Raw genomic sequence first — 24,497 nt, forward strand, 5'->3', positions numbered from 1 at the left:
TTTAATATCCTCTTGCGTTCCTGGCCCTTTCCACATAAGGGGAATCCGGGAACTCATTGACCACCTTATCAAACATGGTATTGGCATTGTCCATGTCGCCCGCATCCTGGTACAGACGCCCTACATAGAACAGGGCCTCGGGATTATCCGGCTTTATGGTCAGGCTGGCCTGGAAATAATCCATGGCCTCTGTCTTATTGCCTGCGTTCCACAGGGTCAGTCCCCGGTCAACCAGGTTCTGGTATATATTGGCCGTCATATCCTGGCGTATGCTTTCCACGATAGCCTTTATATTCTCATCCTCAATCAAATCAAAGCTGGCCTCTGCAAATGCCTTGGCGGCAGCCACCAGGTCTCCTGTCCTGTAGTTCTGCAGGATCCAGATAAGCCCCTGGTACTGGGCCATGATACTGGTATTGCCGGTTGTCAGCTCGTCCAGCCTGGCCTGTACTTCTTTTGCCTGGGCATCCAGCCTGTCATAATCCGTTTTAAGGATATCATACTGCTGGTTTGCATTGTTCAGCTTCTGGCTATAGGCAATGACTTCCTGGTTCCTCTCATTGTTCAGCGCCTTGGTCCTGGCAGGAAGGATGAGGAAGTAAAATGCAGCTATGCCAAGAACCAGTCCGATGATAATGTGCAGTATGGTGGAAAGCCCTGTGCTCTCCTTATAAGTATTGGGGATGATGACATCGTCATCCTCCATTTTCCTGTGGGAAAATGCTTTTACCATCTTGCGCTTCTCAGCGTCCGCCCGGCCCGTGTTCTGCTTTACAATGGACATATAATACAGGGCCTTCTGGTTGCTCTTGTCTATCTGTAAAATCTTATACAGGGAACGCCCGGCCTTATTATAATCCTCCCGTCCCATATAAAGCAGGGCCAGGAGAAGGTGGGCCTTCACAAAATGCGGGTTGGATTCCACCACCCTGGCAAGCTGCAGGATGGCCAGGTCATCGCTTCCGCCCTGGGCATGCCACAGGGCCTGGTTAAAGGTCTTTACATTCTGGCTTTCCCGTTCCAGCTGACCGGGCTTTCTCTGGATCTCGTCCAGATAATGGTCAGCCAGGTTGTCTTCCGGCTGCAGGTTCAGGCTGATGACCCACTGTACCAGGGCATCGGCAACCTCGCCGTTCTCGTAGTATATAAGCCCCAGCAGGTTGCGGGCGTCTGTCTGATATTTGTTAAAATGAAGGCTTTTCTTCAGACACTGGGCTGCTCCGGACAGATCCCTGATCCTGGACTTCTCCAGGCCAAGGTTATAGAAGCTGTTGGCAATCTGCTGGTTTCTTCTTGCATAGTCCATATCCACCGCCTATTTTTCGCCTCTTTCTTTTATCAGTTCCATCATGATGTCTGTCATATCCGTCAAATCGCTTTTTACAATGGCGTCCTCCACCTGCTCCACATCAAGGCTGGGTTTAAAACGCTCAATCTCCTCTTCAAAATCAATCATGTATGCTCAACTCCTATCTCGTTTAAAACTGCCTTAATCTCCCCAATCAGATACAGGGATCCCACGCAGAACAGCACACCGTCCCTGCTCCGCTTCCTCATATCCATTACAGCCGTCCTGGTATCCTCAAAAGGAACCACGGGACAGCCGGCTGTTTCTTCAAACTCCCTTGCCAGGGTTTCGGATGAAAGCCCCCTGTCACTGTTAATATGGACCACACCGATGCATTTCCACGGGATTCCTGCGGAAAGCCGGGCCTCCATATCCCTGTAATCCTTATCTGACACAGCTGCGAACAAAAGGAAGGGCTGTTTTTCCAGACGTGCGGAAATCTCCCTTGCCGTCTGTATGAAGGCCTTGATTCCCCCGGGATTATGGGCTCCGTCCAGATAGATGCCAGGAACCACCTGTTCCATCCGTCCCGGCCATACCGTCTTTAAGATACCCCTGGCAATCTGCCCATCCCCAATGTTCCAGGTAATGCACCTTGCCGCGCCCACCGGCCCATGGCCCGGGACCCGGCTGCCTTTCCTGCTGCATTCCCCGCCGTGCCTGAGCACATCCAGGGTGCGGACTGCAAGCATGGCATTCTCAGCCTGGTAAAGCGCCTCAAAGGGAATCTGAAGCTTCAGTCTTGCCTCATCCTTCATCCTGGCGCTGATTTCCAGTCCATCGCCGCCAACATGCACCACCCTGAAATCATCCATTCCCACCGGATAGCGGGCAGCTCCCCTGCGGAACGCACATCCCTCCAGTATGGTGGACACCCGGGGCTCATTATTGTCAAATATAAGCGGAACCCCCGGTTTGATGATTCCGGCTTTTTCACCGGCTATCTCCTCCAGGGTATCGCCCAGATACTTGGTGTGGTCCAGGCTGATGGAGGTGATGACGCAGGCGCAGGGGTGCTTTAGGACATTGGTTGTGTCCAGCCTGCCTCCCATTCCTGTCTCCAGGATCATTACGTCCACATCCTGTCTTTTAAATATGACCATGGCCATATAAAACAGGAACTCAAAAAAGGTGGGATGGCAATATCCCTTTTCCATCATCTTCCTGCCGGCCTCCAGCACGGTTTCAAACCCATCCTCGAAATCTGCCTCATCCACCATGACACCGTTTATCAGGAACCGTTCCCTCACCTCAATCAGATGGGGGGATATGAAGGTTCCTGTCTTATACCCGGCTTCCTTAAGCATGGATGTAAGGAAAGCACACACAGATCCCTTTCCATTGGTTCCCGCCACATGGATGGCCGGTATGTCCTGGTCCGGCGCCCCCATGGAGTCCAATACGTCCCTGACATCCTCCAGGGAATTCTTTTTCCTGGTCCACATAGGAATCTGATTTAAATATTCCTCTGCCCTGCCCATATCAGTACCATTCTTTCTTAAAAGCCTGTCCTCTGGACAGGCTTTTATAATCTTAACCTAATTTCCTGTAATTATCAACCGGATATTCTCGCCAGGCTTCGCCCGGATACGACAAATTGCGCTCCTGCGCAGGAGGCACGGCTAAATACTGCCGCCTGCCGGACCTGGCGGATATCATCCTTCCTCTGCCACGGCAGGACTTTTCCTTCCCACAGGCAGCTGGGCCAGTATGATGGCCCCAAACATCAGGGCGCAGCCTGCCAGTTCCTTGGCGGAGAGCTTCTGTCCCAGGATGGCCCAGCCGGCCAGGACGGATATGCTGGATTCCAGGCTCAGTATCAGGGACGCCACGGTCGGGTTCACGCCCTTCTGTCCTATGATCTGAAGGGTGTATGCAACACCGCAGGACATGACGCCCGCATAGAGCACCGGGGCCCAGGCCGCCAGGATCTGTCCCATATCCGGTGTCTCATATAGGAGCATGCCGATTCCCGAAATTGCCCCGCACACAAAAAACTGGATACATGACATCTTGACCCCGTCCACCACCGGTGAGAAAAAGTCAATGACCATGATATGGACGGAAAAAAGCAGGGCGCACACCAGCATCAGCAGGTCTCCCTTATTCACAGCCAGGTCCCCGCCGGTCATGCACAGCAGGTACAGACCAACCACGGACAGGGCAACCGCTCCCACAATCACAGGGCTGCACTTCTTCTTAAAGAAAAGTCCCAGGATAGGGACAATGATGATATAGCAGGCAGTGATGAAGCCCGCCTTTCCCACAGTAGTGTACTGGATGCCGAACTGCTGGAAATTGCTGGCAAGGCACAGGGCCACGCCCCCAATCAGGCTTCTGACACAATTAAAGGTCAGCGGACCCACATAGTCCATCCCAACGCTCTGGGCCACAAAAGCAACGCCCCAGATGGCGGCTGTCAAAAGCAGCAGAACTGCATTCTTTATCTTCATGGTAGTATTATCCTCGCTGTAATATTCATGCTTCTATGGTGTCTTCCTTTGGAAGTACTACATTCAGGCTGTAGGTGACCGCAACATCCTTGCGCACATATGCCTTGTTGAACGCCGACATGATACGGCGCATGACCTGCTCCCCATTCTCGTAGGTAGCTGATGGGAGAAGGATTATGTACTGGCTTACACTGTAACGGGAAAATGCATCACTGGAACGGAGGGAAAGGTTAATCACGCTCTTTAACCGTTCCATGGCCCTGGCCTGGATCTCAGGTTTCAGGGTGCGGCCTCTCCTGTCCCCCACCGTAAGCAGGCACAGGTATACGGAGTCGCCGCTGCGCTCCACACCGCGGCGTTCCAGCTGCACAAGGCGCTTAAATACAGCGTACTCGCACTGGTAAGCCCCATGCTCCCTTTCCTCCTCAATGGTTCCCGGGCAGCCAAGGGATGCCTGGATGACATCCAGGTCCGTGATGATTTCCTGCTGGCGGTCACTGATGGTTTCATATAATTCCTTGAAACGGTCCGAAGGCGTTATCAGACGTTCCCGGTAAAACAGTTCCGTGGTGGACTTATATTGTTCCAGTGCCTTTTTCTGGTTCCCCTGCTTATAAACAGCATAAATCATATAGTAATAGAAATCCTCTGCAAACCGGTCAATCCCTGCCGCCCTGGAACAGATATCCTCCACCTGTGCATATTCCTCCCTTTCCAGAAGGTATTCGCAGGCAGCCTTCACCAGTTTCTGGTACAGGGAATGATAATATGTGTTCAGCGGCACCACCCAGCTGTCATCCGCTGACTTTGGGAGGAACATGCCCTGATACAGATCAAAGGCTTCCTGCCATTCATTTTCCATATCCTTTATGTCATCCTGGGATGCCAGTATGCGTCTGCAAAGGAACTCGAAACGGTCCGTGTCAATGGACAGCTCCCAGGAAGGGTTCCACATATAGGCCCCCTTCTGGTTGAGTATCAGGTCCTGGGAGGGAAAGCCTGCTGCCTCCATCATCTTCCTGACACGGAAAACAAGGGTCTTCAGCGCCCCGTAAGGGTTGTCCTGCATCCCTTCCTGCCATATGGCATTAAACAGCTCATTGATGCTGACGTCCTTACGCCGGTTGATGATCAGATAACTGAGCAGGTTCCATGCTTTCCTGGAACGGTTATCGCTGTCGCTCATGGACTTATCATCCATTGTAATGGTAAATCCGCCAAACATCTTCACCTGGATGACCGGCTTGCTTCCTGATGTATCAATCATGCTTTGCTCTCCCTCTCTATCCTGAATTACTTCCCATCCCGGCAGGGCGTTCCAAAGACGCCCTGAACTCCCGGAACTGCTTACTTCTGAAGCTGTGCCAGACGTGTCTTGACCTGTTCCATCATCTGGGTGTACTTCTGAAGCTTGGCTTTCTCCTCTGCAATCTTGGCTTCAGGCGCACGGCTGACAAACTTCTCATTGTTCAGCATGCCGTTGGACCGGGCCAGTTCTCCTGCCAGACGCTTCTCTTCACCCTGAAGTCTCTCTATTTCCTTTTCAATATCCACCAGGTCCGCAAATGGCATATAGATGACAGCGCCCGGGATGACCGCTGAAACCGCGTCCCCTGCAATCCCTGTCTTATCCTTCTGAAGCACGACCTCTCCCGCGTATCCCAGCGTGGCAAAGAAGCTGATGCTGTGTTCAAATATACCTAACAGGCCCTGGTCCTCTGATACGACATATACAGTGGCCTTCTTGCTGGGCGGGACATTCATGGACGTGCGCACGCCGCGGATGGCCCGTACCGCTTCCTTGATGGTCTCGGTGGATGTCTCCTCCACGCTGTAATCCCACTCATCCCTGTACCGGGGCCACTGGGAAACCATGATTGTCTCCTCTTCCTCCTGAAGGTTGCAGAATATCTCCTCGGTCAGGAAAGGCATGAACGGGTGGAGAAGCTTTAACGCCTGGATCAGGACGGTCCTTAAGGTCCAGATGGCGGCCGCCTTGGTGGTATCATCTTCATTGTACAGCCTTGGCTTCACCATTTCAATATACCAATCGCAAAATTCTTCCCAAATAAAGTCATAAACCTTCTGAAGGGCGATTCCCAGCTCATATTTGTCCAGGTTTTCCGTTACATCCTTTGTCAGGGTGTTCACCTTGGACAGAATCCAGCGGTCGGCCATGGTAAGGCTGTCCAGGGAAACCGTTGTTACATCCGGCGCCTTCCCGATATTCATCATGATGAAACGGGAAGCGTTCCATACCTTGTTGGCAAAATTACGGCTGTTCTCCACACGTTCCCAGTAAAAACGCATATCATTGCCAGGCGCATTGCCCGTAATCAGAGTCATGCGGAGGGCATCTGCCCCGTACTTGTCAATGACCTCCAGGGGGTCGATTCCGTTGCCCAGGGACTTACTCATCTTGCGGCCCTGGGAGTCCCTTACCAGTCCGTGGATCAGCACTGTATGGAAGGGTGTTTTTCCGGTCTGCTCAATGCCTGAGAATACCATGCGGATGACCCAGAAAAAGATGATATCATATCCGGTCACCAACACATCCGTTGGATAGAAATAATCCAAATCCTCGGTGTGTTCCGGCCAGCCCAGGGTTGAGAACGGCCAAAGGGCTGAGGAGAACCATGTGTCCAGGGTATCTTCATCCTGCTTAAAGCTGGCACCGCCGCACTGGGGGCAGGTGTGGGGTTCTTCCCTGGAAACCACGATCTTACCACAGTCCTGGCAGTAATAGGCAGGAATCCTGTGGCCCCACCACAGCTGGCGCGAGATGCACCAGTCACGGATTCCCTCCAGCCAGTGCAGGTATGTCTTGCCAAAGCTCTCAGGCACAAAACGCAGGGTGCCGTTCTTCAGGGCTTCAATGGCAGGCTTTGCCATCTCCTCCATCCGCACGAACCACTGCTGTTTTACCATGGGTTCAACCGTGGTCTTGCAGCGGTCATGGGTGCCCACATTGTGGGAATGTGGAACCACCTTCACCAGCAGTCCCTGCTTCTCAAGGTCGGCCACAATGGCCTTCCTGGCTTCATAACGGTCCATGCCTTTATACGGTCCCTCTGCGCTGACCGTGGCGTCATCATTTAAGATAACAATCTCCTCCAGGTCATGGCGCTTTCCAACCTCGAAGTCATTGGGGTCATGGGCCGGTGTGATCTTCACGCAGCCGGTGCCGAATTCCTTATCCACATACGCGTCCGCAATCACCGGGATCTGGCGGTCCGTAAGGGGAAGCTCAAGCATCTTGCCCACGATGTCCTGATAGCGCTCATCCTCCGGATTCACGGCTACCGCGGTATCGCCCAGCATGGTTTCAGGCCTGGTCGTGGCAATCTCCACAAACCGGCCCGGCTCGCCCGCCACCGGATAATTAATATGCCAGAAGAATCCGTCCTGCTCCACATGCTCAACTTCCGCATCCGAAATGGAGGTCTGGCACACAGGACACCAGTTAATGATCCTGGAGCCTTTATAAATATAGCCTTTTTCATAGAGTTTTACAAATACTTCCAGTACGGCGTCAGAGCAGCCCTCGTCCATGGTGAAGCGCTCCCTGTCCCAGTCAGCGGAGGATCCCAGCTTGTGAAGCTGCTTCACGATCCTGGTACCGTACTCATCCCTCCACTTCCAGCACTCCTTAAGAAAGCCCTCGCGTCCAAGGTCAGCCTTGTCAATGCCTTCCTTTTTCAGCTTGTCAATTACCTTGACCTCGGTGGCAATGGCCGCATGGTCCGTACCTGGCTGCCACAGGGCCTCATATCCCTGCATCCTCTTATAGCGGATCAGGATGTCCTGCATGGTGTTGTCCAGGGCGTGCCCCATATGGAGCTGTCCTGTGATATTAGGCGGGGGCATCACGATTGTGAACGGCTTTTTGCTGCGGTTCACCTCAGCGTGGAAATACTTCCCCTTCAGCCACTTCTCGTACAGACGGTCCTCTATGTCCGCCGGATTATAGGTTTTCTCCAGTTCCTTCATAACTTTTTCTCCTTTACCTTTCCACACTTCTTTTATGGTAGACGTTTTGTCCTGAAAAATAAAAAGGCCCCTTGCCCATATGGCCGTCCGGCCGGGCAAAGGGCGGATATTCCGCGGTACCACCTTTACTTCTGCCGGAACAGACCAATGCCCGGCAATCTCTCTGGCCAGTAACGGAGCCGCCCGTGTGACGGCTACGCAGAACAGGCATCTTCCCTGTCCCTTCACCATCCAGGTTCAGAAGCTACCTTCCACCCTCCTCTGCCAAGGCCGCCTTCCAGCCCGGATTGTGTCTGGATATCCATCCCACACCCGGAGCAGCCATCTCTGCTGGTCTGAAGCAGTGTACTCCTCTTCCTCATCACCTTTTATTAATTTTATATAATTATTTATGATAAAGACTATTATCCTGTTTGTCAAGCGGTTTTTGTCATGCCTGCCATGCCGGACGGTTCCGTCCCCTGTTTTCCTTCCTCCTGCCATGCCTTGCACACATCCACCCATACCGGGCTTCCCGAAGCCAGCTCCAGTTCCGGGATGGTCAGGCGCACCGCGCTGCTGGCGCTGCCGCAGGCCGGGAATACCTCGTGGAAACGCTTCAGGGACTCATCCAGATAAACCTTCACCCCGTCCTTTATCCCAAAGGGACACACGCCGCCCACGCCATGGCCCACCAGATCTGCCACCTCGTCCGGGGAGAGCATCTTGGCCTTAACCCCGAACTGGTCCTTATACTTATGATTGTCCACCTTGGCATCTCCTGCAGCCACTACCAGTATCGGGCTGCCCTGAACCATGAAGGACAGTGTCTTGGCAATGCGGGCCGGTTCACAGCCGACTGCCTGGGCAGCCAGTTCCACGGTTGCGCTGGATACCTCAAAGGTATGGATCCTGTCACCCAATCCCAGTTTCTCAAGATGTTCCTTTGCAATGTCAAAAGCCATGTCAGTTACCTCCGTTTCATCATACCATCATCCTGTATTCCTGTTTCCACCGCTGCACCATGGCAGAGGCGCCGTTCATGCGTTTGATGGGGTCTTTTTTAAACAAGGCCCTCAGGGCGCGCACATCCTCATCCTGGCCAGCATCCAGGCTGGCCCCGTCAATCTCAATCTTCCACTTGCTTTTCAGTTCCTCTGTGAACAGGGCCTGGTAGCGGTCCTTCACATCCAGTTCCGGCGCAAAGACCGTAAGGAAATAAATCCGCTTCAGCACATCCATGTCCTTACCCAGCCCGTACGCCTTATCGTAGGCCCCAAGGGCCTTCCTGAACTGGAACATCATGGCGTAGGACGCGCCCAGATTATTGTATACCTTTGCAAGGAACGCATCATTGACCTGTTTATCGGCGGGATATTCAAGCACCCTGCCGTATCTCTGCGCCGCTTTACCATACTGGCGCGCCCGGAACATATAGTCCGCGCGCTCCTTTTCATATTCAGCGGGGTGGAGGGCGCGCAGGGCCGCCACCGTGGTCTTATATTTCTGTATTTCCTTATCATTGTAATAGTCACACTCGGACAGGAACAGGAACAATACGTCCTCATGCCGGCTGCCTGTTTCCAGAAGCTTTTCCATACGGCCTGCCAGATAGTCCATATCCAGGTCCCTGCGTATGAACTCAATCAGCAGCTCATCTATGAAATCATCCATCACCAGGATGGGATGGTTGTAAATCACATAGCACAGTTCCTGGGAAGAATGGATGTGGATTCCCAGCACATCGATATAATAAGGATGTTTCACCGGCTCATGCCTGCATAGTATCAAACTCATAAGCTTACCTCTTGTCTCACCACTGCGCCTGAGGCAGGAAACAGTTCCCCGAATCCCTTGTCCTCAATTACCATCATCATGGTCTCCTCGTTGGTAAATCCCACTTTCAGCCCCACCCGGGTGGTTCTTGGGGGACGTTCCGGGAAACCGCTTAAGGGTACGCGCACCAGCTTGCGTTTCTTGGAATCCAGGGGTGTGATGGTAAATTCAATCTCGTTCTGCCCATCCACAATCAGGTCCAGTGAACTTTTTGATTCATACCAGTTGTCGCCATAGGACGCCACCACCAGGCTGCTCTCCCTGCCCCGTCTCATGACGCGCAGGGCCACCTCGGCCCGGAGCCGCCCCTCACATACAAAAATATACGGGTAGGACGTGGCATCATGGGTATAATCCGCCCCTTTATAGGCAGCTCCCCTGGCAAATAGATATTCTTCTACAAAAACCTTTCTCCGGTTGCATGCAAACCGCATGAAACCGCCTGCCCAGTTCTGGCGTTCAAATCCCTTTCCCGTAAGGAACACGGTGGAAAACAGCTTCCTGCCAAGCAGTTTCTCCCCGCAGGAGCAGAGAATCTTGTCCGCCAGCTTGCTTCCGGAAGGCGAATCCAGGATATCCAGGTTAAATGCCTCCTCCTGGTTCTGGGCTTCTGCCTGGACCATGTTCCGCCTCATGCCCCTTATGACCTTCATCTCATAATAGCACAGGCGCTCAGAGGACAGTTCAAACAGTCCCACCTGGTTGGTCCACAGTTCCTTTTTCTGGCTCAGCACATAATAGATGAAACTTTCCGTGTGGCTGATGACATGGACGCGCTCCCTTGGGATTTCCAGGAAATCAGCACAGTACATCAATGTATCCAGCAGCCTGGCATCCACGCTCTGAAGCGTAATGACCAGCTGCTGGATTGTGTCCTTTCCAAATTCCCTTTTCGGATACTCCAGCATTTTCTGGATGAACAGCTTTAAAAGCGTGCTGCCGCTGTAGCATATGCCTCCGATTGTGGACGTCCCGTCCTTTGCAGCCAGTTTCAGAAGCTTATCTACTATTATCCCTTCCCCCAGAAGGGTAGCCGCATATGCCTCCTCCCCTGAAAGCCAGGTTTCCTCTTCCTTCCTGCGGCAGATGACCGTAGGAATGGTCCAGGACTTTTCTTTATCATAACAACAGATCTGGGTATAATCATCATTCAGATCCAGACCGATCACAAGTCCGTCCATAGACAGCTCCTCCATACTTTCCCCCGGCCCATCTATCCGGGGACTTACCTCAACAATTTCACAGGCAGCCCTATTCAATGGGGAACAGGCGGCCAAGGGCAGCGGACTTTTTCAGGTAATCTTCCATTGCCTTCAACAGTGCCTCGCTGTCTTTATGGTTCAGTGCGGTCCCCATCTCATTCAGGCAGGCAAAACGGCTGTTTTCCTTGCCCTCCAGCTTGTGGTCGCACTCCACCCGGCCTTCTGCCGCCAGCACGCGGCTTACCTCCGGGCCTTTCCCTGATGGATTGCAAAGCCCGGCTGCCTTATGGTCATATATCCTGTACTCCATGGTTTCACCCTCAAAGAGTACCTTCTGTTTTACATAGATTCCCTGATAGACCCTGCGGAAATCCTCACTATGCCAGTCTTCCTCCTCAGGAAGTATCCTGACCTGAAGCTCCGGATGCCCGTCCCTGCTGCCCCTGTACTCCACCATGGCCTTGTCCATGATATCCTCCGGCACCGGGATATGCCTGGACAGTTCCCTTGTGTAGGGGAATACCAGGCCTTCCTCCAGAAGCACTGCAGTCACGCCCTTGAGCAGTTCCACATCTTCCGCGTCAAGTTTATCAAGGGTGGAACAGTACCTGGTCAGGGCCAGCAGGTAAATGGTGGGCATCCTGTCCTTTTCAAGGCTCCCCGCCACTGCCTGTTTCAGATATTCGAATACCCTCTCGTCCATCTCCTGGTTTTCCAGGAAATACTGTACGCACTTCTGGGTAAAATATGCCTTTACAATGATTTCCCTGGTAGGCTTCCGCTTCATATAAAGCTCGAACACAGAGTCCATCTGCTCACAGCAGCCCGTAAACAGCATCTGGCACAGCAGGCGTTCTTCCAGGTCATATGTCTCCACATGCTCCCGCACCCCCTGAATCAGAACCTCATACATCTGGAATCCGGTCCCGTTAAAATGTTCGCAGAGATAATCCATGATGACACTGTCATAGGCTCCGGCCTGGAACACCCTGTACGCCATATTAAGCAGCAGGTCATCCTGGTCAAACAGCCGCATCAGTATGGTCCGGGCGCAAAGCTTCATCAGTCTGTGCGGATTGATGTACTGGCTTCCGTACTCCCTTATCATGTCATATGCTTCCCGCATATAATTCTGGCTGATCAGTGTCTCGCAGATCTGCTGTCTCTGCTTTACCCCAAGACGCTTTTTATCCAGCTGGATCAGATAGGAGCAGTTAAATCCTCCTGTCCCGGCTTTTTCTTCTGAGGCCTTTTTACAGTAATATCCGGTCACTGCCTGCAGGACAGAGGCTTCAAACACAGGGGACAGGTGCATTTCCACCATGGTCTCTTCCAGAAGCTCCACCTGGCTGTCCGTCCCCACGCCCTGTTCCAGTATGGCCCTGCACTCACGCAGGCGCAGCATGGGATGGTCAGGATATACCTGGTAACACTGGTCCAGAAGCTCCTGCCTGTCCATCACCGGCACCTTCCAGTGTTTCACGTCCAGATACCGGTTGCCATAGGCATCCTGGAACAGCAGCACATTGCGGTCAGAGAAAATCGGGACATAGGCTGCCTGGTCCTCCAGCAGGTATGCCTCCTCCTCTTCCAGTTCCTCGTAACGGACAATCACATACTTCATCCTGGGATCCTCACAGCGGACCCGGCAGGACCTTAAGATACCCGGCAATACCCGGGCAACCCGCATGTCAATCATGTCCTTGTATATCATGTGCTCGTAAATCACGGCCATGCGGCTGTTAATCTTGGAACGGAACAGCTGTTCCATGGCAAACTGTTCCATATGCCGGGTGTATGCCTGATACAGCTCGGATGACGGATTCATATAAAGCAGTATGTTCCGGTAGAGCACGGAACGGCTGTGATTGTCCAGGTCCTTGTCATAGGAAAAATACAGCAGCACCTCCCTCGGCAGCAGATGGCTGTAATCCCCGGGCAGGGAATACAGGAAATACTCATACAGCCTGGTCAGGTTAACCCCCTGCTCCAGCGCCTTCTCATACCACTCAAATGCGTCCCTGTTCTTGCGCTCCCCCTTAATGAGGATGCTGCACAATGCCTCCAGCAGGCCCACATCCGGATACGCCTCATAAAGCTTCACCACCAGACGTTCCAGCAGCTTTCTGTAATGCTTGATTCCCAGAGCCAGCCCGGCCGCCTTAAGCGCCAGCCGTGAACTCACCATATTCTTCTGTATGCCCAGATACAGGACCTGTATCTCAAAATCGCCCAGACGGACCAGCAGGTCAGGATGTTCCTCCATAAGCCTGCAGGCCGCCGTGTATAAGAATGGGCTGTTGCTTCCGTTTTCAAACAGGGATGACATTGTCTCATAAAGCTTCAGCGGATTCTGCGCCATGGTCCCATCCAGCCTTACAAGGAGCAGGAACAGATAAGGGCGGACCATGCCGTCCTCCCACAGAAGCTTCCTGATATAGCGGATCAGGGATTCCTTCTGATCCGTGGAAGGCTTTACCTGCAGGCGCAGATACTGATAAAAGCAGTATATCTCCACCTGCTTCTCCCTGTTCCTCAGCACGCTGTCCCTTGTTTCCTCCAGGACCATGAATGCATTATCCTGTTTGCCGTTAAGAATCATAAGCTCCGCCTGAAGGAGCCTGGTGCGCATGTCATCCGGGTAATCCGCCCGCAGACGCTCTGCTTCCTTTGTCATCTGGTTCAGCAGAAGGGCCGGCTCATATATCCCTGTCTCGTAATTCAGCCTGAGGGACAGATAACGCAGCAGGCTTTCCCTGTCCATCCTGCCATCCTTCTTGGGGCCGCGTCCGGTGATGTCCGCCGCTCCATCCCCCATGGCCTCAATCTCCAATATGAATTCTTCCCTCAGGGACCGTACCCTGATCCGTCCGAAATTCCGTCCCCTGTGAAGCCGCGCAGGCACAATCCTGTAGTGGATGCGGCACCTGCTGTTGATGAAATCCTGATCCGTTATCTTTGTCTTCACCAGTTCAATAAAGGGGGCATCTGTTTCAATATCCGCAGACACATACCCCCAGCTGCCGGCTGCAATGTCAATGGAATCCCCCACCGGTTCCTGCGGATTCCCGTATGTCCTTTTCCCTGTGTCCATGGACAGCCTGACAGGCTCCTTTACATGGAGCGCCACCAGGAATTCCTCAAGCAGGTTCCGTCTGCCCGCCCTGCCCTTTAATCCTTCATAGATGGTACGGACGCGCGCATCCTGCATGAAGGGCGCTTCTGTAAAATCCTGATATTCAAACACCCTCAGGGCTGTCTCCAAATCCCTCTTTGCCAGGGCCGCAAAATCCCTTGGCGTGGCAAGGGAGCCGAATACTTCCCCCCCGTTTCCGGCCTGAACGCGCAAAGAATAAGGAATCTCCCTCTCACCTCCATTGGTGACAAGATAAAAAGATCCCTTAATGACGTCCCCATGCTCAGTATACCGGCTGTTGACTTCGTATATTATTCGGTTGCGCAGGCCGCCAAAGGCGTTCTCCACAACCTGCACCCTTGCATGGCTGGAATACACCAGCCCTTTGATATGCAGATTGTTTCCGCTGCTCACCACAATCTCACCACGGATGACCTCACCCGCCGGAACCACTGCCTCCACCTTATCCGGAGCCAGCACCAGTTCCGGAATCCCGCTGTCAATAATTCCCCTGGCCAGACGGTTAATCCGTTCCCTCATAGTACCACCTGTATCTTTATCCTTATGTGTATATTGTTCACACTTATGTAACATGATACCACATTTTATTTTGATTTAAAAGTTTTAATTGAATAATTCTTTAAAGCTCATGAAAAACATAATCTGAAAAGGAACTTGATTATGATTGTTAAAATTGTTATGATATAGGAAAATGCATTTTTAATTCTATATATCATAGGAAAAGGACGGAATCCATCATGACAACCAATGAAAAAGCATTGATGCTCCACGAAGAATGGAAAGGGAAACTTGAAACAGTATCAAAAGCAACCGTGGCATCCAGGGAAGACCTGGCCCTGGCCTACACGCCCGGCGTGGCTGAACCGTGTAAGGTAATCGCAAAGGACCCTGAGGCCGCTTACCTTTATACCATCAAGTCCAACACCATTGCCGTTGTATCCGACGGAAGCGCGGTCCTGGGACTGGGCAATATCGGGCCTCTGGCTGCCATGCCGGTCATGGAAGGCAAGGCCGTGCTGTTTAAGGAATTCGGCGGGGTCAACGCGTTCCCCATCTGCCTGGACACACAGGACACACAGGAAATCATCGAGACAGTGGTCCGCATCGCACCTGCTTTTGGAGGCATTAATCTGGAAGACATTGCCGCCCCCCGCTGTTTTGAGATAGAAGAAGCATTAAAGAAACGCCTTAACATACCGGTATTCCATGATGACCAGCACGGAACCGCCATCGTTGTCCTGGCCGGCGTCATCAACGCCTTAAAGGTAACCGGCCGCAGGAAAGAGGACTGCCAGGTGGTTGTCAACGGCGCGGGTTCCGCAGGCGTGGCCATCACAAGGCTTCTCCTCACCTATGGGTTCCCCCATATCATCATGTGTGATAAATCAGGAATCCTCTGTAAAGGCGCAGAAGGCCTTAACTGGATGCAGGAAAAAATGATGGACTTAACCAACCTGGAACACAGGACCGGTTCCCTGTCGGATGCCATGAAGGGCGCCGATATCTTCATTGGGGTTTCCGCCCCCGGTATCGTGACAAAGGATATGGTTGCATCCATGAATCAGGACGCAATCATATTTGCCATGGCCAACCCGGTTCCCGAAATCATGCCGGACCTGGCAAAAGCAGCCGGTGCAAAGGTGGTCGGGACCGGACGTTCCGATTTCCCCAACCAGGTCAACAACGTGGTTGTATTTCCCGGAATCTTTAAGGGCGCCCTGGAAGGACGTGCCACCGCCATTACGGAAGAGATGAAGCTGGCTGCCGCCAATGCCATTGCAGGGCTTGTGGATGAAAAGGACCTGAATGAAGATAATATACTTCCGGAAGCCTTTGACCCCAGGGTGGCTGATGTGGTAAGCAGGGCTGTAAAGGATTATATCTGACAATATGTAATAACCTGATGGAGAGTGTATGATATGCTGACTGAACCTATGACCTTGTATAAACTGATGAATCTCTATATGTTAAAGCAGGTGAACTTCCCCCTCACCAATGCCCAGTTGACCAACTTCTTTACAGAGCATGAGTACACCACATATTTCACCCTCCAGCAGGCTTTAAATGAACTGGAAGACGCTGGTCTGGTCCACAAGGAGGCCAGCCATAACAGTACCCGCTATGATATCACCAAGGAAGGCGAGGAAACCCTGAACTTCTTTGGGAAGAACATATCCTCGGCCATCATTGAGGACATGGACCAGTATCTTAAGGAGAACAAGTTCCGCCTCCGGGAAGAGGTAGGCACCACCGCTGACTTTTACCGCGGGACCAATCAGGACTATATCGTCCACTGTGAGGTCCGTGAAAACAAGACCACCTTGATTCGCCTGGATTTATCCGTTCCTGATAAGGAGCAGGCCGAATCCATGTGCAATGCCTGGAAAACAAAAAGCCAGGAGATATATGCGCATGTGATGCGCACCCTCCTGTCCTGAAGCTGGCCCCGGAGCCTGTCGGTACGGCTGGCAATTGCCCCGGTTCCATCCTTGTTGTTTCATACAGACATGATCTGTTCCTTTATCAGTTCCAATATCTGCCGGGCATTGAGGCCTGGCTTTTTTTCGCAGATATCATACACGGTCCCGGCAAGCTTATACTCATCTCCCAGATTCCGGATGACCCAGTCCCTTGTTTCCCCTGCCTTTTTCAGCCGCTGGATTTTAGCTATCATGAACAGGCTGTCCCGTTCCGCCTCTTTCCTCCGGGAATCACGCTGTTCCTTATCCGCTGCCTGCTTTCCGCCCGCCGCTTTTCCAGCCTTCTGCTTATAGCGTCGCTGCTGCTTTTCATACTTGCCCATCTTGGACGTTTCCATCTGTGCCTTGGCCGCTCCAGGGGTTCCATAGCCTTTTTCCAGCCATATGGTCTCCACCTCATAGTTACCGTCCTCAATGGTCATCACAGCCAGGGACAGGGGCAGGGTAAACCGTTTATAACCGCAGCTTCCCGGATTCAGCCAAAGCCTTCCATTGATTTCCTGCTGGTAATACATGTGTGAATGTCCGAATATGACCACCTGGACATCCTTCAGCGAACTGGGGATATCCACCCTTTCATGGGCCATGATGAATTTAACCCCGCCAATCTCAAACCGCTTAACCGTGGCAAGCCCCCCGGACCATCCCCTGTCATTATTCCCCCTGACCGCATACAAGGGCTGGTCCACATCCAATTTATGATACAGCATCTGGCTGTCAAAATCGCCAGCATGGATGATTACGTCGCAGGTTTCAAGAATCCTCTCAACCTCAGGCCGCAGCACGCCATGGGTATCTGCCATGACCGCTGCCCGTATAGGTCCCCCTTCCATTACTCATACCTCCAGATAATAATCAGTTTCTTTTGTTTCCATACCGTATTCCAGTATATATTATACGCTAAATGCAGGATATGTCGAGTTGAATCTTCTTTACACCATCCCCCATCTATGGTATATTTAATGTTAAGATAGCGTTAACACATAACAAAGTCGCTTAATGTTGCTCACAGCAACAGTGGGAGAACCAATTTTTTGGGGTGTATTTGTCCAGGCATGTCCTTGGGATATCCTGACATCAGGGAACCTTCTTTTCCCTAACCCGGCAGCTAATCTCATAGGCGGAAGAGGGACACGGACATTCTGGTATATTGTAGTTTCATATGGATTATTTATGATTCCATATGTCCAGCATTGCTATATTGCCGCATACTTTTCCGCCTGCATTCATTGCAGGCGGATTTCTTAATTAAAGTCCATTCTTTTTTCCTTACCAACTAAAAAATTGAATCCTTCTCCCACAGGCGGCGCCATTCAGAAAGGAGACCTGTTTTATGCATGAACTAACCGTATTGGATCTGACTATCATCGTCCTTTATATGATTGGTATGCTGCTGGTAGGAGTATGGTTTGTGAAACGGATCAGGAATACAGGCGATTTCTACGTGGCAGGAAGGACCCTGGGTCCCTTCGTGCTGACAGCCACCGTGTGCGCGTCCATCATCGGCGGAAGCGCCATGATGGGCCGGGCAGGCATCGCATACACCACCGGCTTCAAGGCCATCATGACGGCAATCCCCTATCTCATCGGCATGTTCATCTTCTCCGCCATCGCAGGAAGGATCCAGGAGGTGGGCGCGGCCCGCAACATCAATTCCATTCCCGAACTCTTCCACTACCGTTTCAGCAGGAACGCCCGCTGTGTCCTGGCCCTCATGATTGTCTTCACCATGATGGGCACCGTGGCTGCACAGGTAACCGCCACAGCCACCATCATCAAGATGCTGGGCAGTGAATTCGGGATCAGCTATGAGGCCGGCGCACTGGTGGCCACCGTCATCTTCATCATCTATACGGCGGCCTCCGGATTATTCGGCGTGGTGTACACGGATGTACTTCAGTTTTTCATGCTGATTATCTTTGTATACATCCTTATCCCCATATCCAGTGTCCGTTACCTGGGCAATTTCTCCGTGTTCTGGCAGAACCTGGACAAATCCTATCTGGTTCCCCACATCAACGGCAGTATCCTGGGCGATATCGTCACCTACCTGGTATTCACCCTGGCCGGCGCCGAGATGTGGCAGCGGGCATTTGCAGCCAAAAACAAAAAGTCAGCAACCCAGGGCATGTTCTGGGGCACTTCCATCTACATGGTGACCATTGCCCTGGTATTCTTCATGGGCCTGGTTGCACAGCAGATCCTGCCCAATGTGGTGGCACAATACGGCAGTTCCGATGCAGTGGTGCCCGCGCTTGCAATCAGCATCCTTCCACCCGGGCTTACAGGCCTGGCCCTGGCCGGAATCCTGTCCGTCATGATGTCCACGGCAGACAGCTACCTGCTTGTATCCGTCCAGACCTTTGTCCATGACCTGGGCAAGAACTTCATGCCTGAAATGACAGAAAAACATGAAATCCTCATGTCCCGCATCATGTCCGTTGTCCTGGCCATGGGCGCCCTCATCATTGCCCTGTACATAAAAAATGCCTACAATGTGCTCATGTTTGCCTGGTCCTTCTATGCAGCCGCAGCCGGCCTCCCGGCCCTTGCAGCCTTATACTGGAAAAAAGCCACCAACCAGGGCATCCTGTCCGCCATGATAGGCGGCTTTGCGGTATGTGTGGGATGGAAGCTTGCGGGCAATCCCTTCGGCCTTGGAGAAACCGTTCCAGGCGCTGTTGTATGCGGCCTGTTATTAGTGATTGTAAGTCTGGCAACTTATAAGAAGTCCCCCTGCAGGATGGCATAGGAACAAGGTACTAAAAAGACGGGGTCACATCCAATCAGTGATGACCGCCCCGTCTTTTCTGTTATCATGGCTTTAGAGGCTGCTCTTTTATAGCCTGGCCTCCGGGCCGCCGCCAATTCGGGGAACCCTCCCCGGCTCCGGCCCGGGGTGTGCTGCGGGCACATCCTTCACCGCTGTTTCACATCCCCAGGCACCCATCCTACATATTACCTTCAATCAGATCCCATATCTCATCCCGCCCCTGTTTTGTCTCGGCAGAAAACGGGATGATGATTCCATCCTTTTCCATGCCCAGGCCCTCGCGGATCATCTTCACATGCTTCTGTACCTGGCTGCGGTTAATCTTATCCAGCTTGGTGGCGATGACAACGGGATGGTATCCATTATATATGATCCACTCGTACATCATCCTGTCATTGGCCGAAGGTTCATGGCGGATGTCAATGAGCAGGAACACCATCTTAAGCATGGCAGAATTCCTCAGGTAACGCTCAATCATCTTCCCCCATTTTTCTTTTGCCTCCAGGGCCACCTTTGCATAGCCGTACCCCGGAAGGTCCACGTAATAAAGCGCGCCATTAATATTATAAAAATTAATGGTCTGGGTCTTACCTGGCTGGGAAGAGGTCCTGGCATATGACTTCCTGTTCATCAGCGCATTAATCAGGGAGGATTTCCCCACGTTGGACTTGCCTGAAAAGGCAAATTCCGGCAGGATATTTTCCGGCATCTTGCTGGTAACGCCGCAAACGGTCTCCAGATTCACATCTCTTATAATCATAAATATCTCCTTATTTCCCTACTCTGTAACAGCTGGTACGAATGCTTCCCTTGCCACATCAACCATGGACTTCACATACACGATTTCCAGTCCCTTGGTTATCTCCTTGGACAACTCTCCCATATCCGGCCGGTTCTTGTCAGGCACCAGCACCTTGGTTATATGGGCCATCTTTGCTGCCAGGATTTTCTCCTTCAGGCCGCCGATGGGAAGCACCCTTCCCCGCAGCGTGATTTCCCCTGTCATTGCAACCTTGGCAAGCACCGGCTTTTCAGTAACAGCCGAGAGCATGGCGGTAGCCATGGTGATGCCGGCCGAAGGACCGTCCTTTGGCACTGCGCCTTCCGGAATATGGATATGCAGGTCATGCTTCTCAAAATAATCATCCGCAATCCCATGATCCGGACACACGGAGCGCACATAGGTCAGGGCTGTCTGGGCTGATTCCTTCATCACATCGCCCAATTGCCCTGTCATAAGGAGATTCCCTTTTCCAGGCATCACATTGACCTCAATCTGAAGCGTATCCCCGCCCACGCTGGTCCAGGCCAGGCCGCGTACGATTCCCACCTGGTCCTCCTCATTGGCATCCTCAAACGTAACCTTTTCCTTGCCCAGGTATTTCTCCAGGTTGGACTCAGTTATCTTGATGGATTTCTTATTATTTTCCAGGAACTGCCTTGCAGCCTTCCTGCACACATCCCCAATGCGGCGCTCCAGGTTGCGGACGCCTGCCTCCCGGGTATAGTTGTGTATGATTTTTTCCAGGCTTTTATCGGAAAATGTAATCTGGCTGTCCTTTAACCCGTTGCGTCCCATCTGTTTGGCCACCAGATAATCCCTGGCAATATGGAATTTTTCATTTTCCGTATAGCTGTTGACCTCAATCAGTTCCATGCGGTCTAATAACGGTCCCGGTATGGTCTGGGTGGTATTGGCGGTTGCGATGAACAGTACCTGGGAAAGGTCGATGGGCACCTCCACATAATGGTCCCTGAACTTTACATTCTGTTCCCCGTCCAGCACCTCCAGCAGGGCGGAGGAGGTATCTCCCTTGTAATCACTGCTGACCTTGTCAATCTCATCCAGCAGCATCAGGGGATTGCTGTACCCGGCCTGTCTCATGCCCTCCACGATCCGGCCCGGCATGGCCCCCACGTATGTCTTCCTGTGGCCGCGGATCTCCGCCTCATCCCTGACCCCGCCCAGGCTGATGCGGACATACTTCTTGCCCAGGGCCCTTGCCACCGAGCGGGCAATGGATGTCTTTCCTGTTCCGGGCGGGCCAACCAGACAGATGATGGGGCTGGTCCCCTTCTTCGTCAGTGTTCGCACGGCCAGATATTCCAGTATCCTTTCCTTCACCTGCTCCAGACCATAGTGGTCTTCATTGAGGATTTTTTCCGCATGCCGGATATCGTCATTATCCTTTGACACTTTTTTCCAGGGAAGTTCCAGCAGCGTCTCAATATACGTGCGGAGCACATTGCCTTCCTGGCTTCCGGCAGGCATTGTACGGAACCGCTCTATCTCCTTGTGGAGTTTTTCCTTTACTTCCTTGTCAGCCTTCATGCTGTCCAGTTTCTTCTGGTATTCATCCGCATCTGACAGGGGGTTGTCCTCCCCCAGCTCCTGACGGATTACCTTCATCTGCTCCCTGAGGATGTACTCCTTCTGGTTCTGGTCAATGTCAGACTTTACCTTCTCCTGGAACTCCTTCTTGATCCTGTATATTTCCATCTCTGTCATAAGGGTATGCATCACTACTTCATACCTGGCTGACAGGGAACTATTCTCCAATACGGTCTGCCGGATTGTGTAATCCCAGGGAAGCTGGATTGCAATCTGGTCCAGCATCTCATCCAATCCGCTGACAGACAGCAGGTTTGGAAGGATTTCCTTCGTAATCTTCGGGTTTACCCTTCCATATTCTTCCAGCTTGTCCTTCACAATGCGCAGCATTGCTTCCTGGGTCAGATAATCCAGCTCTTCCCCGTCCGTCTCAATGGAGCCGATTTCCCCTATAAGGGCCGGTTCCTCTGAGTCCAGACACAGCAGTTCACCCCTCTCAAGGCCTTCCACCAGCACCCTGACAACCTTGCCAGGAAGCTTGACCAGCTGTTTCACAACAGCTACCGTGCCCACCTGGTACAGTTCTCCAAGTTCAGGGTCCACAATCTCAGGATGTCTCTGGGCCACAAGGAAAAGCCTCTGGTCCCCTACCATGGCCTTTTCCACAGCGGCTACGGACTTGGGCCTGTTCACATCAAAATGCAGCACCATTCCCGGAAGTATGGTTAGTCCTCTCAGTGCCACTACGGGCATTATTATCACTTGTTCTGCCATTCTTAAACTTCACCTCTTGTATGTCAAACATCCAAAGGGCCGCTGCAATACAGGTGCCGGACAGAGCCTTGACGGCTTTCATCCGGGTCATATCTGGTTTGCAGCGGCCCTTTCCCTTTGTCTAAATTGTCACAGAAACGAACCGCATCTTTCCCGGTTTCATTAATCAGGAATCATCCTCCTACGCAATCTCGCCTGTCTTTCCCTCTCCCCGCATCCTGTCGGACATCGGCTTACGGGCAGACGCAGGAGGCATATCGCGGTATACCAGTTCCGGCTGTCCTGTCTTATCCACTACCCCTTTGGTAATGGTGCAGATTCCGATTGTATCATCTGATGGAATCTCATACATCAGATCCATCATAACCGTCTCAAGGATGGAGCGCAGTCCCCTGGCGCCGATTTTACGGTCCACGGCCAGCTGTGCAATCTCATCCAGGGCTTCCCTGGTGAACTCCAGCTTTACATTGTCCAATTCGAACAGCTTCTGATACTGTCTTGTCAGGGCGTTCTTCGGCTCGGACAGGATGCGTACCATGGCGTCCTTGGTCAGGGACTGGAGGGACACCATCACCGGCACACGGCCAATGAACTCAGGAATCAGCCCGAACTTGGTAAGATCCTTTGGTTCCACCTTCCTTAACAGGTCATCAATGTCATTATCATTCTTATTAACCACCTCTGCGTTAAATCCAATGGAGCCGGCGCTGATGCGCTGTTCCACAATCTTCTCCAGCCCGTCAAAAGCGCCTCCGCAGATGAACAGGATGTTGGTGGTGTCAATCTGAAGCAGTTCCTGATGCGGGTGCTTCCTGCCTCCCTGGGGAGGAACACTGGCAACCGTTCCCTCCAGTATCTTTAAGAGGGCCTGCTGGACGCCTTCACCTGATACATCCCTGGTGATGGAAACATTTTCAGACTTCTTGGTAATCTTATCAATCTCATCAATGTATATGATACCGTACTCAGCACGGGAAATGTCATAATCAGCCGACTGGATCAGCTTTAACAGTATATTTTCCACATCCTCGCCCACATACCCTGCCTCTGTAAGAGCCGTGGCATCCGCAATGGCAAATGGAACATTCAAAATCTTTGCCAGGGTCTGGGCCAGGTAAGTCTTACCGGAACCAGTAGGACCAACCATGAGGATATTACTCTTCTGTACATCCACATCCATGTTCTGGCAGGATGTGACACGTTTATAATGGTTGTAAACAGCCACGGACAGCACTTTCTTTGCCTCATCCTGCCCAATGACATATTCATCCAGGAATGTCTTGATTTCCTTCGGCTTCAGAAGGCGGATATCTGCCAGGGCCGGGGATGCTGAATCTTCCTGCCCCTCCAGCTCTTCCTCCAGGATTTCTGAGCACAGCTCAATACACTCGTCGCAGATATACACATTGTTGTTGCCTGCTCCGGCAATCATCTTCCGTACCTGATCCTGAGTCCTTCCGCAGAAGGAACAGCGGATCGTGTCATCTGGTCTAATTGGCATACGTTACCTAACCTTTCATGCTTTTACCCAATTTATCCAACCGGGAATCATCCTTACTTCTGTCCGGCCTTCCAATTAATGATGAGCGATGATTTCATCAATAAGACCGTATTCCTTTGCCTCTTCGGCAGACATATAATTGTCTCGCTCCGTGTCGCGTTCAATCACTTCTATGGGCCTTCCGGTGTTGGCAGCCAGGATATCATTTAACTTTTTCCTGGTCTTTAAAATGTTCTCGGCCACAATCTTAATCTCAGTGGCCTGGCCCTTTGCACCGCCTGATGGCTGGTGGATCATGATTTCGGAATTAGGAAGCGCGAAACGCTTACCCTTTGCACCGCCTGCAAGAAGGAATGCACCCATGCTGGCTGCCATGCCGATACATATGGTGGACACATCACACTTGATGTAGTTCATGGTATCATAAATTGCAAAGCCTGCAGAAACAGAACCGCCTGGGCTGTTGATATACAGATGGATATCCTTGCCCGGGTCTTCCGATTCCAGGAACAGGAGCTGTGCAACCACAAGGCTTGCGGATACATCATTTACTTCCTCTCCCAGGAATATGATCCTCTCTTTTAATAATCTTGAATAGATGTCGTAGGAACGCTCCCCACGGCTGGTCTGTTCAATGACATAGGGTACTAAACTCATATAATCATCCTCCTG

At 52.1% G+C, this 24,497-nt stretch carries 19 protein-coding genes and 1 riboswitch; of the genes, 3 read left to right on the plus strand and 16 right to left on the minus strand.

The genetic code is table 11. The features are described from left to right. Position 1: 1 nt before the first annotated feature. The 11 genes from LK536_RS31700 to LK536_RS31750 all read right to left on the minus strand — a co-directional run bounded on the left by LK536_RS31700 (position 2) and on the right by LK536_RS31750 (position 14,484). Complete coding sequence (locus LK536_RS31700; RefSeq protein ID WP_034575888.1) at positions 2–1,306, minus strand: tetratricopeptide repeat protein; 1,305 nt, start codon at positions 1,304–1,306, stop codon at positions 2–4. A gap of 9 nt (positions 1,307–1,315) precedes the next feature. Further along, positions 1,316–1,456: a hypothetical protein gene (locus LK536_RS31705; RefSeq protein ID WP_008725289.1), complete on the minus strand. Its 141-nt coding sequence runs from the start codon at positions 1,454–1,456 to the stop codon at positions 1,316–1,318. Continuing rightward, positions 1,453–2,829 carry a bifunctional folylpolyglutamate synthase/dihydrofolate synthase gene (locus LK536_RS31710; protein WP_008725287.1) on the minus strand — a complete coding sequence of 459 codons (1,377 nt, stop codon included), beginning with the start codon at positions 2,827–2,829 and terminating at the stop codon, positions 1,453–1,455. The genes LK536_RS31705 and LK536_RS31710 overlap by 4 nt, the downstream gene beginning before the upstream one ends. 174 nt (positions 2,830–3,003) lie before the next feature. Continuing rightward, on the minus strand, positions 3,004–3,801 hold the full coding sequence (locus LK536_RS31715; RefSeq protein ID WP_227794962.1) for a DMT family transporter: 798 nt from the start codon (positions 3,799–3,801) through the stop codon (positions 3,004–3,006). Positions 3,802–3,826: 25 nt separating this feature from the next. Further along, positions 3,827–5,068 carry an AfsR/SARP family transcriptional regulator gene (locus LK536_RS31720; protein ID WP_008725284.1) on the minus strand — a complete coding sequence of 414 codons (1,242 nt, stop codon included), beginning with the start codon at positions 5,066–5,068 and terminating at the stop codon, positions 3,827–3,829. A gap of 80 nt (positions 5,069–5,148) precedes the next feature. Then, positions 5,149–7,791 (minus strand): valine--tRNA ligase, encoded by a 2,643-nt coding sequence (locus LK536_RS31725; RefSeq protein ID WP_227794963.1) that lies wholly within the window; start codon positions 7,789–7,791, stop codon positions 5,149–5,151. A 237-nt stretch (positions 7,792–8,028) separates the two neighbouring features. Continuing rightward, the gene (locus LK536_RS31730) at positions 8,029–8,211 is read right to left on the minus strand and encodes a hypothetical protein (RefSeq protein WP_506092031.1); all 183 of its coding nucleotides are present in this window, start codon (positions 8,209–8,211) and stop codon (positions 8,029–8,031) included. Next, positions 8,208–8,735 carry a YbaK/EbsC family protein gene (locus tag LK536_RS31735; protein WP_227794964.1) on the minus strand — a complete coding sequence of 176 codons (528 nt, stop codon included), beginning with the start codon at positions 8,733–8,735 and terminating at the stop codon, positions 8,208–8,210. Before LK536_RS31735 ends, LK536_RS31730 begins: the two co-directional genes overlap by 4 nt. A 19-nt stretch (positions 8,736–8,754) precedes the next feature. Then, entirely contained in the window at positions 8,755–9,567 is an 813-nt protein-coding gene (locus LK536_RS31740) for a hypothetical protein (RefSeq protein WP_008725279.1), read from the minus strand. After that, on the minus strand, positions 9,564–10,787 hold the full coding sequence (locus LK536_RS31745; RefSeq protein WP_227794965.1) for a DUF5716 family protein: 1,224 nt from the start codon (positions 10,785–10,787) through the stop codon (positions 9,564–9,566). Before LK536_RS31745 ends, LK536_RS31740 begins: the two co-directional genes overlap by 4 nt. 70 nt (positions 10,788–10,857) lie before the next feature. Then, the gene (locus LK536_RS31750; RefSeq protein WP_227794966.1) at positions 10,858–14,484 is read right to left on the minus strand and encodes a DUF5717 family protein; all 3,627 of its coding nucleotides are present in this window, start codon (positions 14,482–14,484) and stop codon (positions 10,858–10,860) included. Positions 14,485–14,702: 218 nt separating this feature from the next. Here LK536_RS31750 and LK536_RS31755 point away from each other — a divergent pair, with 218 nt between their 5' ends. Together LK536_RS31755 and LK536_RS31760 are read left to right on the plus strand one after the other, a co-directional pair. After that, the gene (locus tag LK536_RS31755; RefSeq protein ID WP_025482116.1) at positions 14,703–15,851 is read left to right on the plus strand and encodes an NAD(P)-dependent malic enzyme; all 1,149 of its coding nucleotides are present in this window, start codon (positions 14,703–14,705) and stop codon (positions 15,849–15,851) included. A gap of 33 nt (positions 15,852–15,884) precedes the next feature. Beyond that, a complete protein-coding gene (locus LK536_RS31760; RefSeq protein ID WP_008725275.1) occupies positions 15,885–16,403 on the plus strand; it encodes a DUF4364 family protein in 519 nt (172 codons plus the stop codon). A 59-nt stretch (positions 16,404–16,462) separates the two neighbouring features. Here the strand turns inward: LK536_RS31760 and LK536_RS31765 are convergent, their stop codons facing one another. Beyond that, on the minus strand, positions 16,463–17,278 hold the full coding sequence (locus LK536_RS31765) for a metallophosphoesterase family protein (protein WP_008725268.1): 816 nt from the start codon (positions 17,276–17,278) through the stop codon (positions 16,463–16,465). A 150-nt stretch (positions 17,279–17,428) separates the two neighbouring features. Further along, positions 17,429–17,583, plus strand: a riboswitch (cyclic di-AMP (ydaO/yuaA leader). A 195-nt stretch (positions 17,584–17,778) separates the two neighbouring features. Between LK536_RS31765 and LK536_RS31770 the strand changes: the two genes are divergently transcribed. Further along, complete coding sequence (locus LK536_RS31770; RefSeq protein ID WP_008725263.1) at positions 17,779–19,197, plus strand: sodium:solute symporter family protein; 1,419 nt, start codon at positions 17,779–17,781, stop codon at positions 19,195–19,197. 199 nt (positions 19,198–19,396) lie between these two features. Here the strand turns inward: LK536_RS31770 and yihA are convergent, their stop codons facing one another. The 4 genes from yihA to clpP all read right to left on the minus strand — a co-directional run bounded on the left by yihA (position 19,397) and on the right by clpP (position 24,482). Beyond that, positions 19,397–19,978 (minus strand): ribosome biogenesis GTP-binding protein YihA/YsxC, encoded by a 582-nt coding sequence (gene yihA, locus LK536_RS31775; RefSeq protein ID WP_008725261.1) that lies wholly within the window; start codon positions 19,976–19,978, stop codon positions 19,397–19,399. Positions 19,979–19,996: 18 nt separating this feature from the next. Further along, positions 19,997–22,324, minus strand: a complete 2,328-nt coding sequence (gene lon, locus LK536_RS31780) for an endopeptidase La (protein ID WP_008725260.1) — start codon at positions 22,322–22,324, stop codon at positions 19,997–19,999. Between the two features lie 181 nt (positions 22,325–22,505). Beyond that, on the minus strand, positions 22,506–23,825 hold the full coding sequence (gene clpX, locus LK536_RS31785) for an ATP-dependent Clp protease ATP-binding subunit ClpX (RefSeq protein ID WP_227794967.1): 1,320 nt from the start codon (positions 23,823–23,825) through the stop codon (positions 22,506–22,508). A 75-nt stretch (positions 23,826–23,900) separates the two neighbouring features. Next, the gene (clpP, locus tag LK536_RS31790) at positions 23,901–24,482 is read right to left on the minus strand and encodes an ATP-dependent Clp endopeptidase proteolytic subunit ClpP (protein ID WP_008725253.1); all 582 of its coding nucleotides are present in this window, start codon (positions 24,480–24,482) and stop codon (positions 23,901–23,903) included. Between the last annotated feature and the right edge of the window lie 15 nt (positions 24,483–24,497).

The organism is Clostridium pacaense (assembly GCF_020709765.2).
In the GTDB taxonomy this organism is placed as follows: Bacteria; Bacillota; Clostridia; order Lachnospirales; family Lachnospiraceae; genus Enterocloster; species Enterocloster hominis.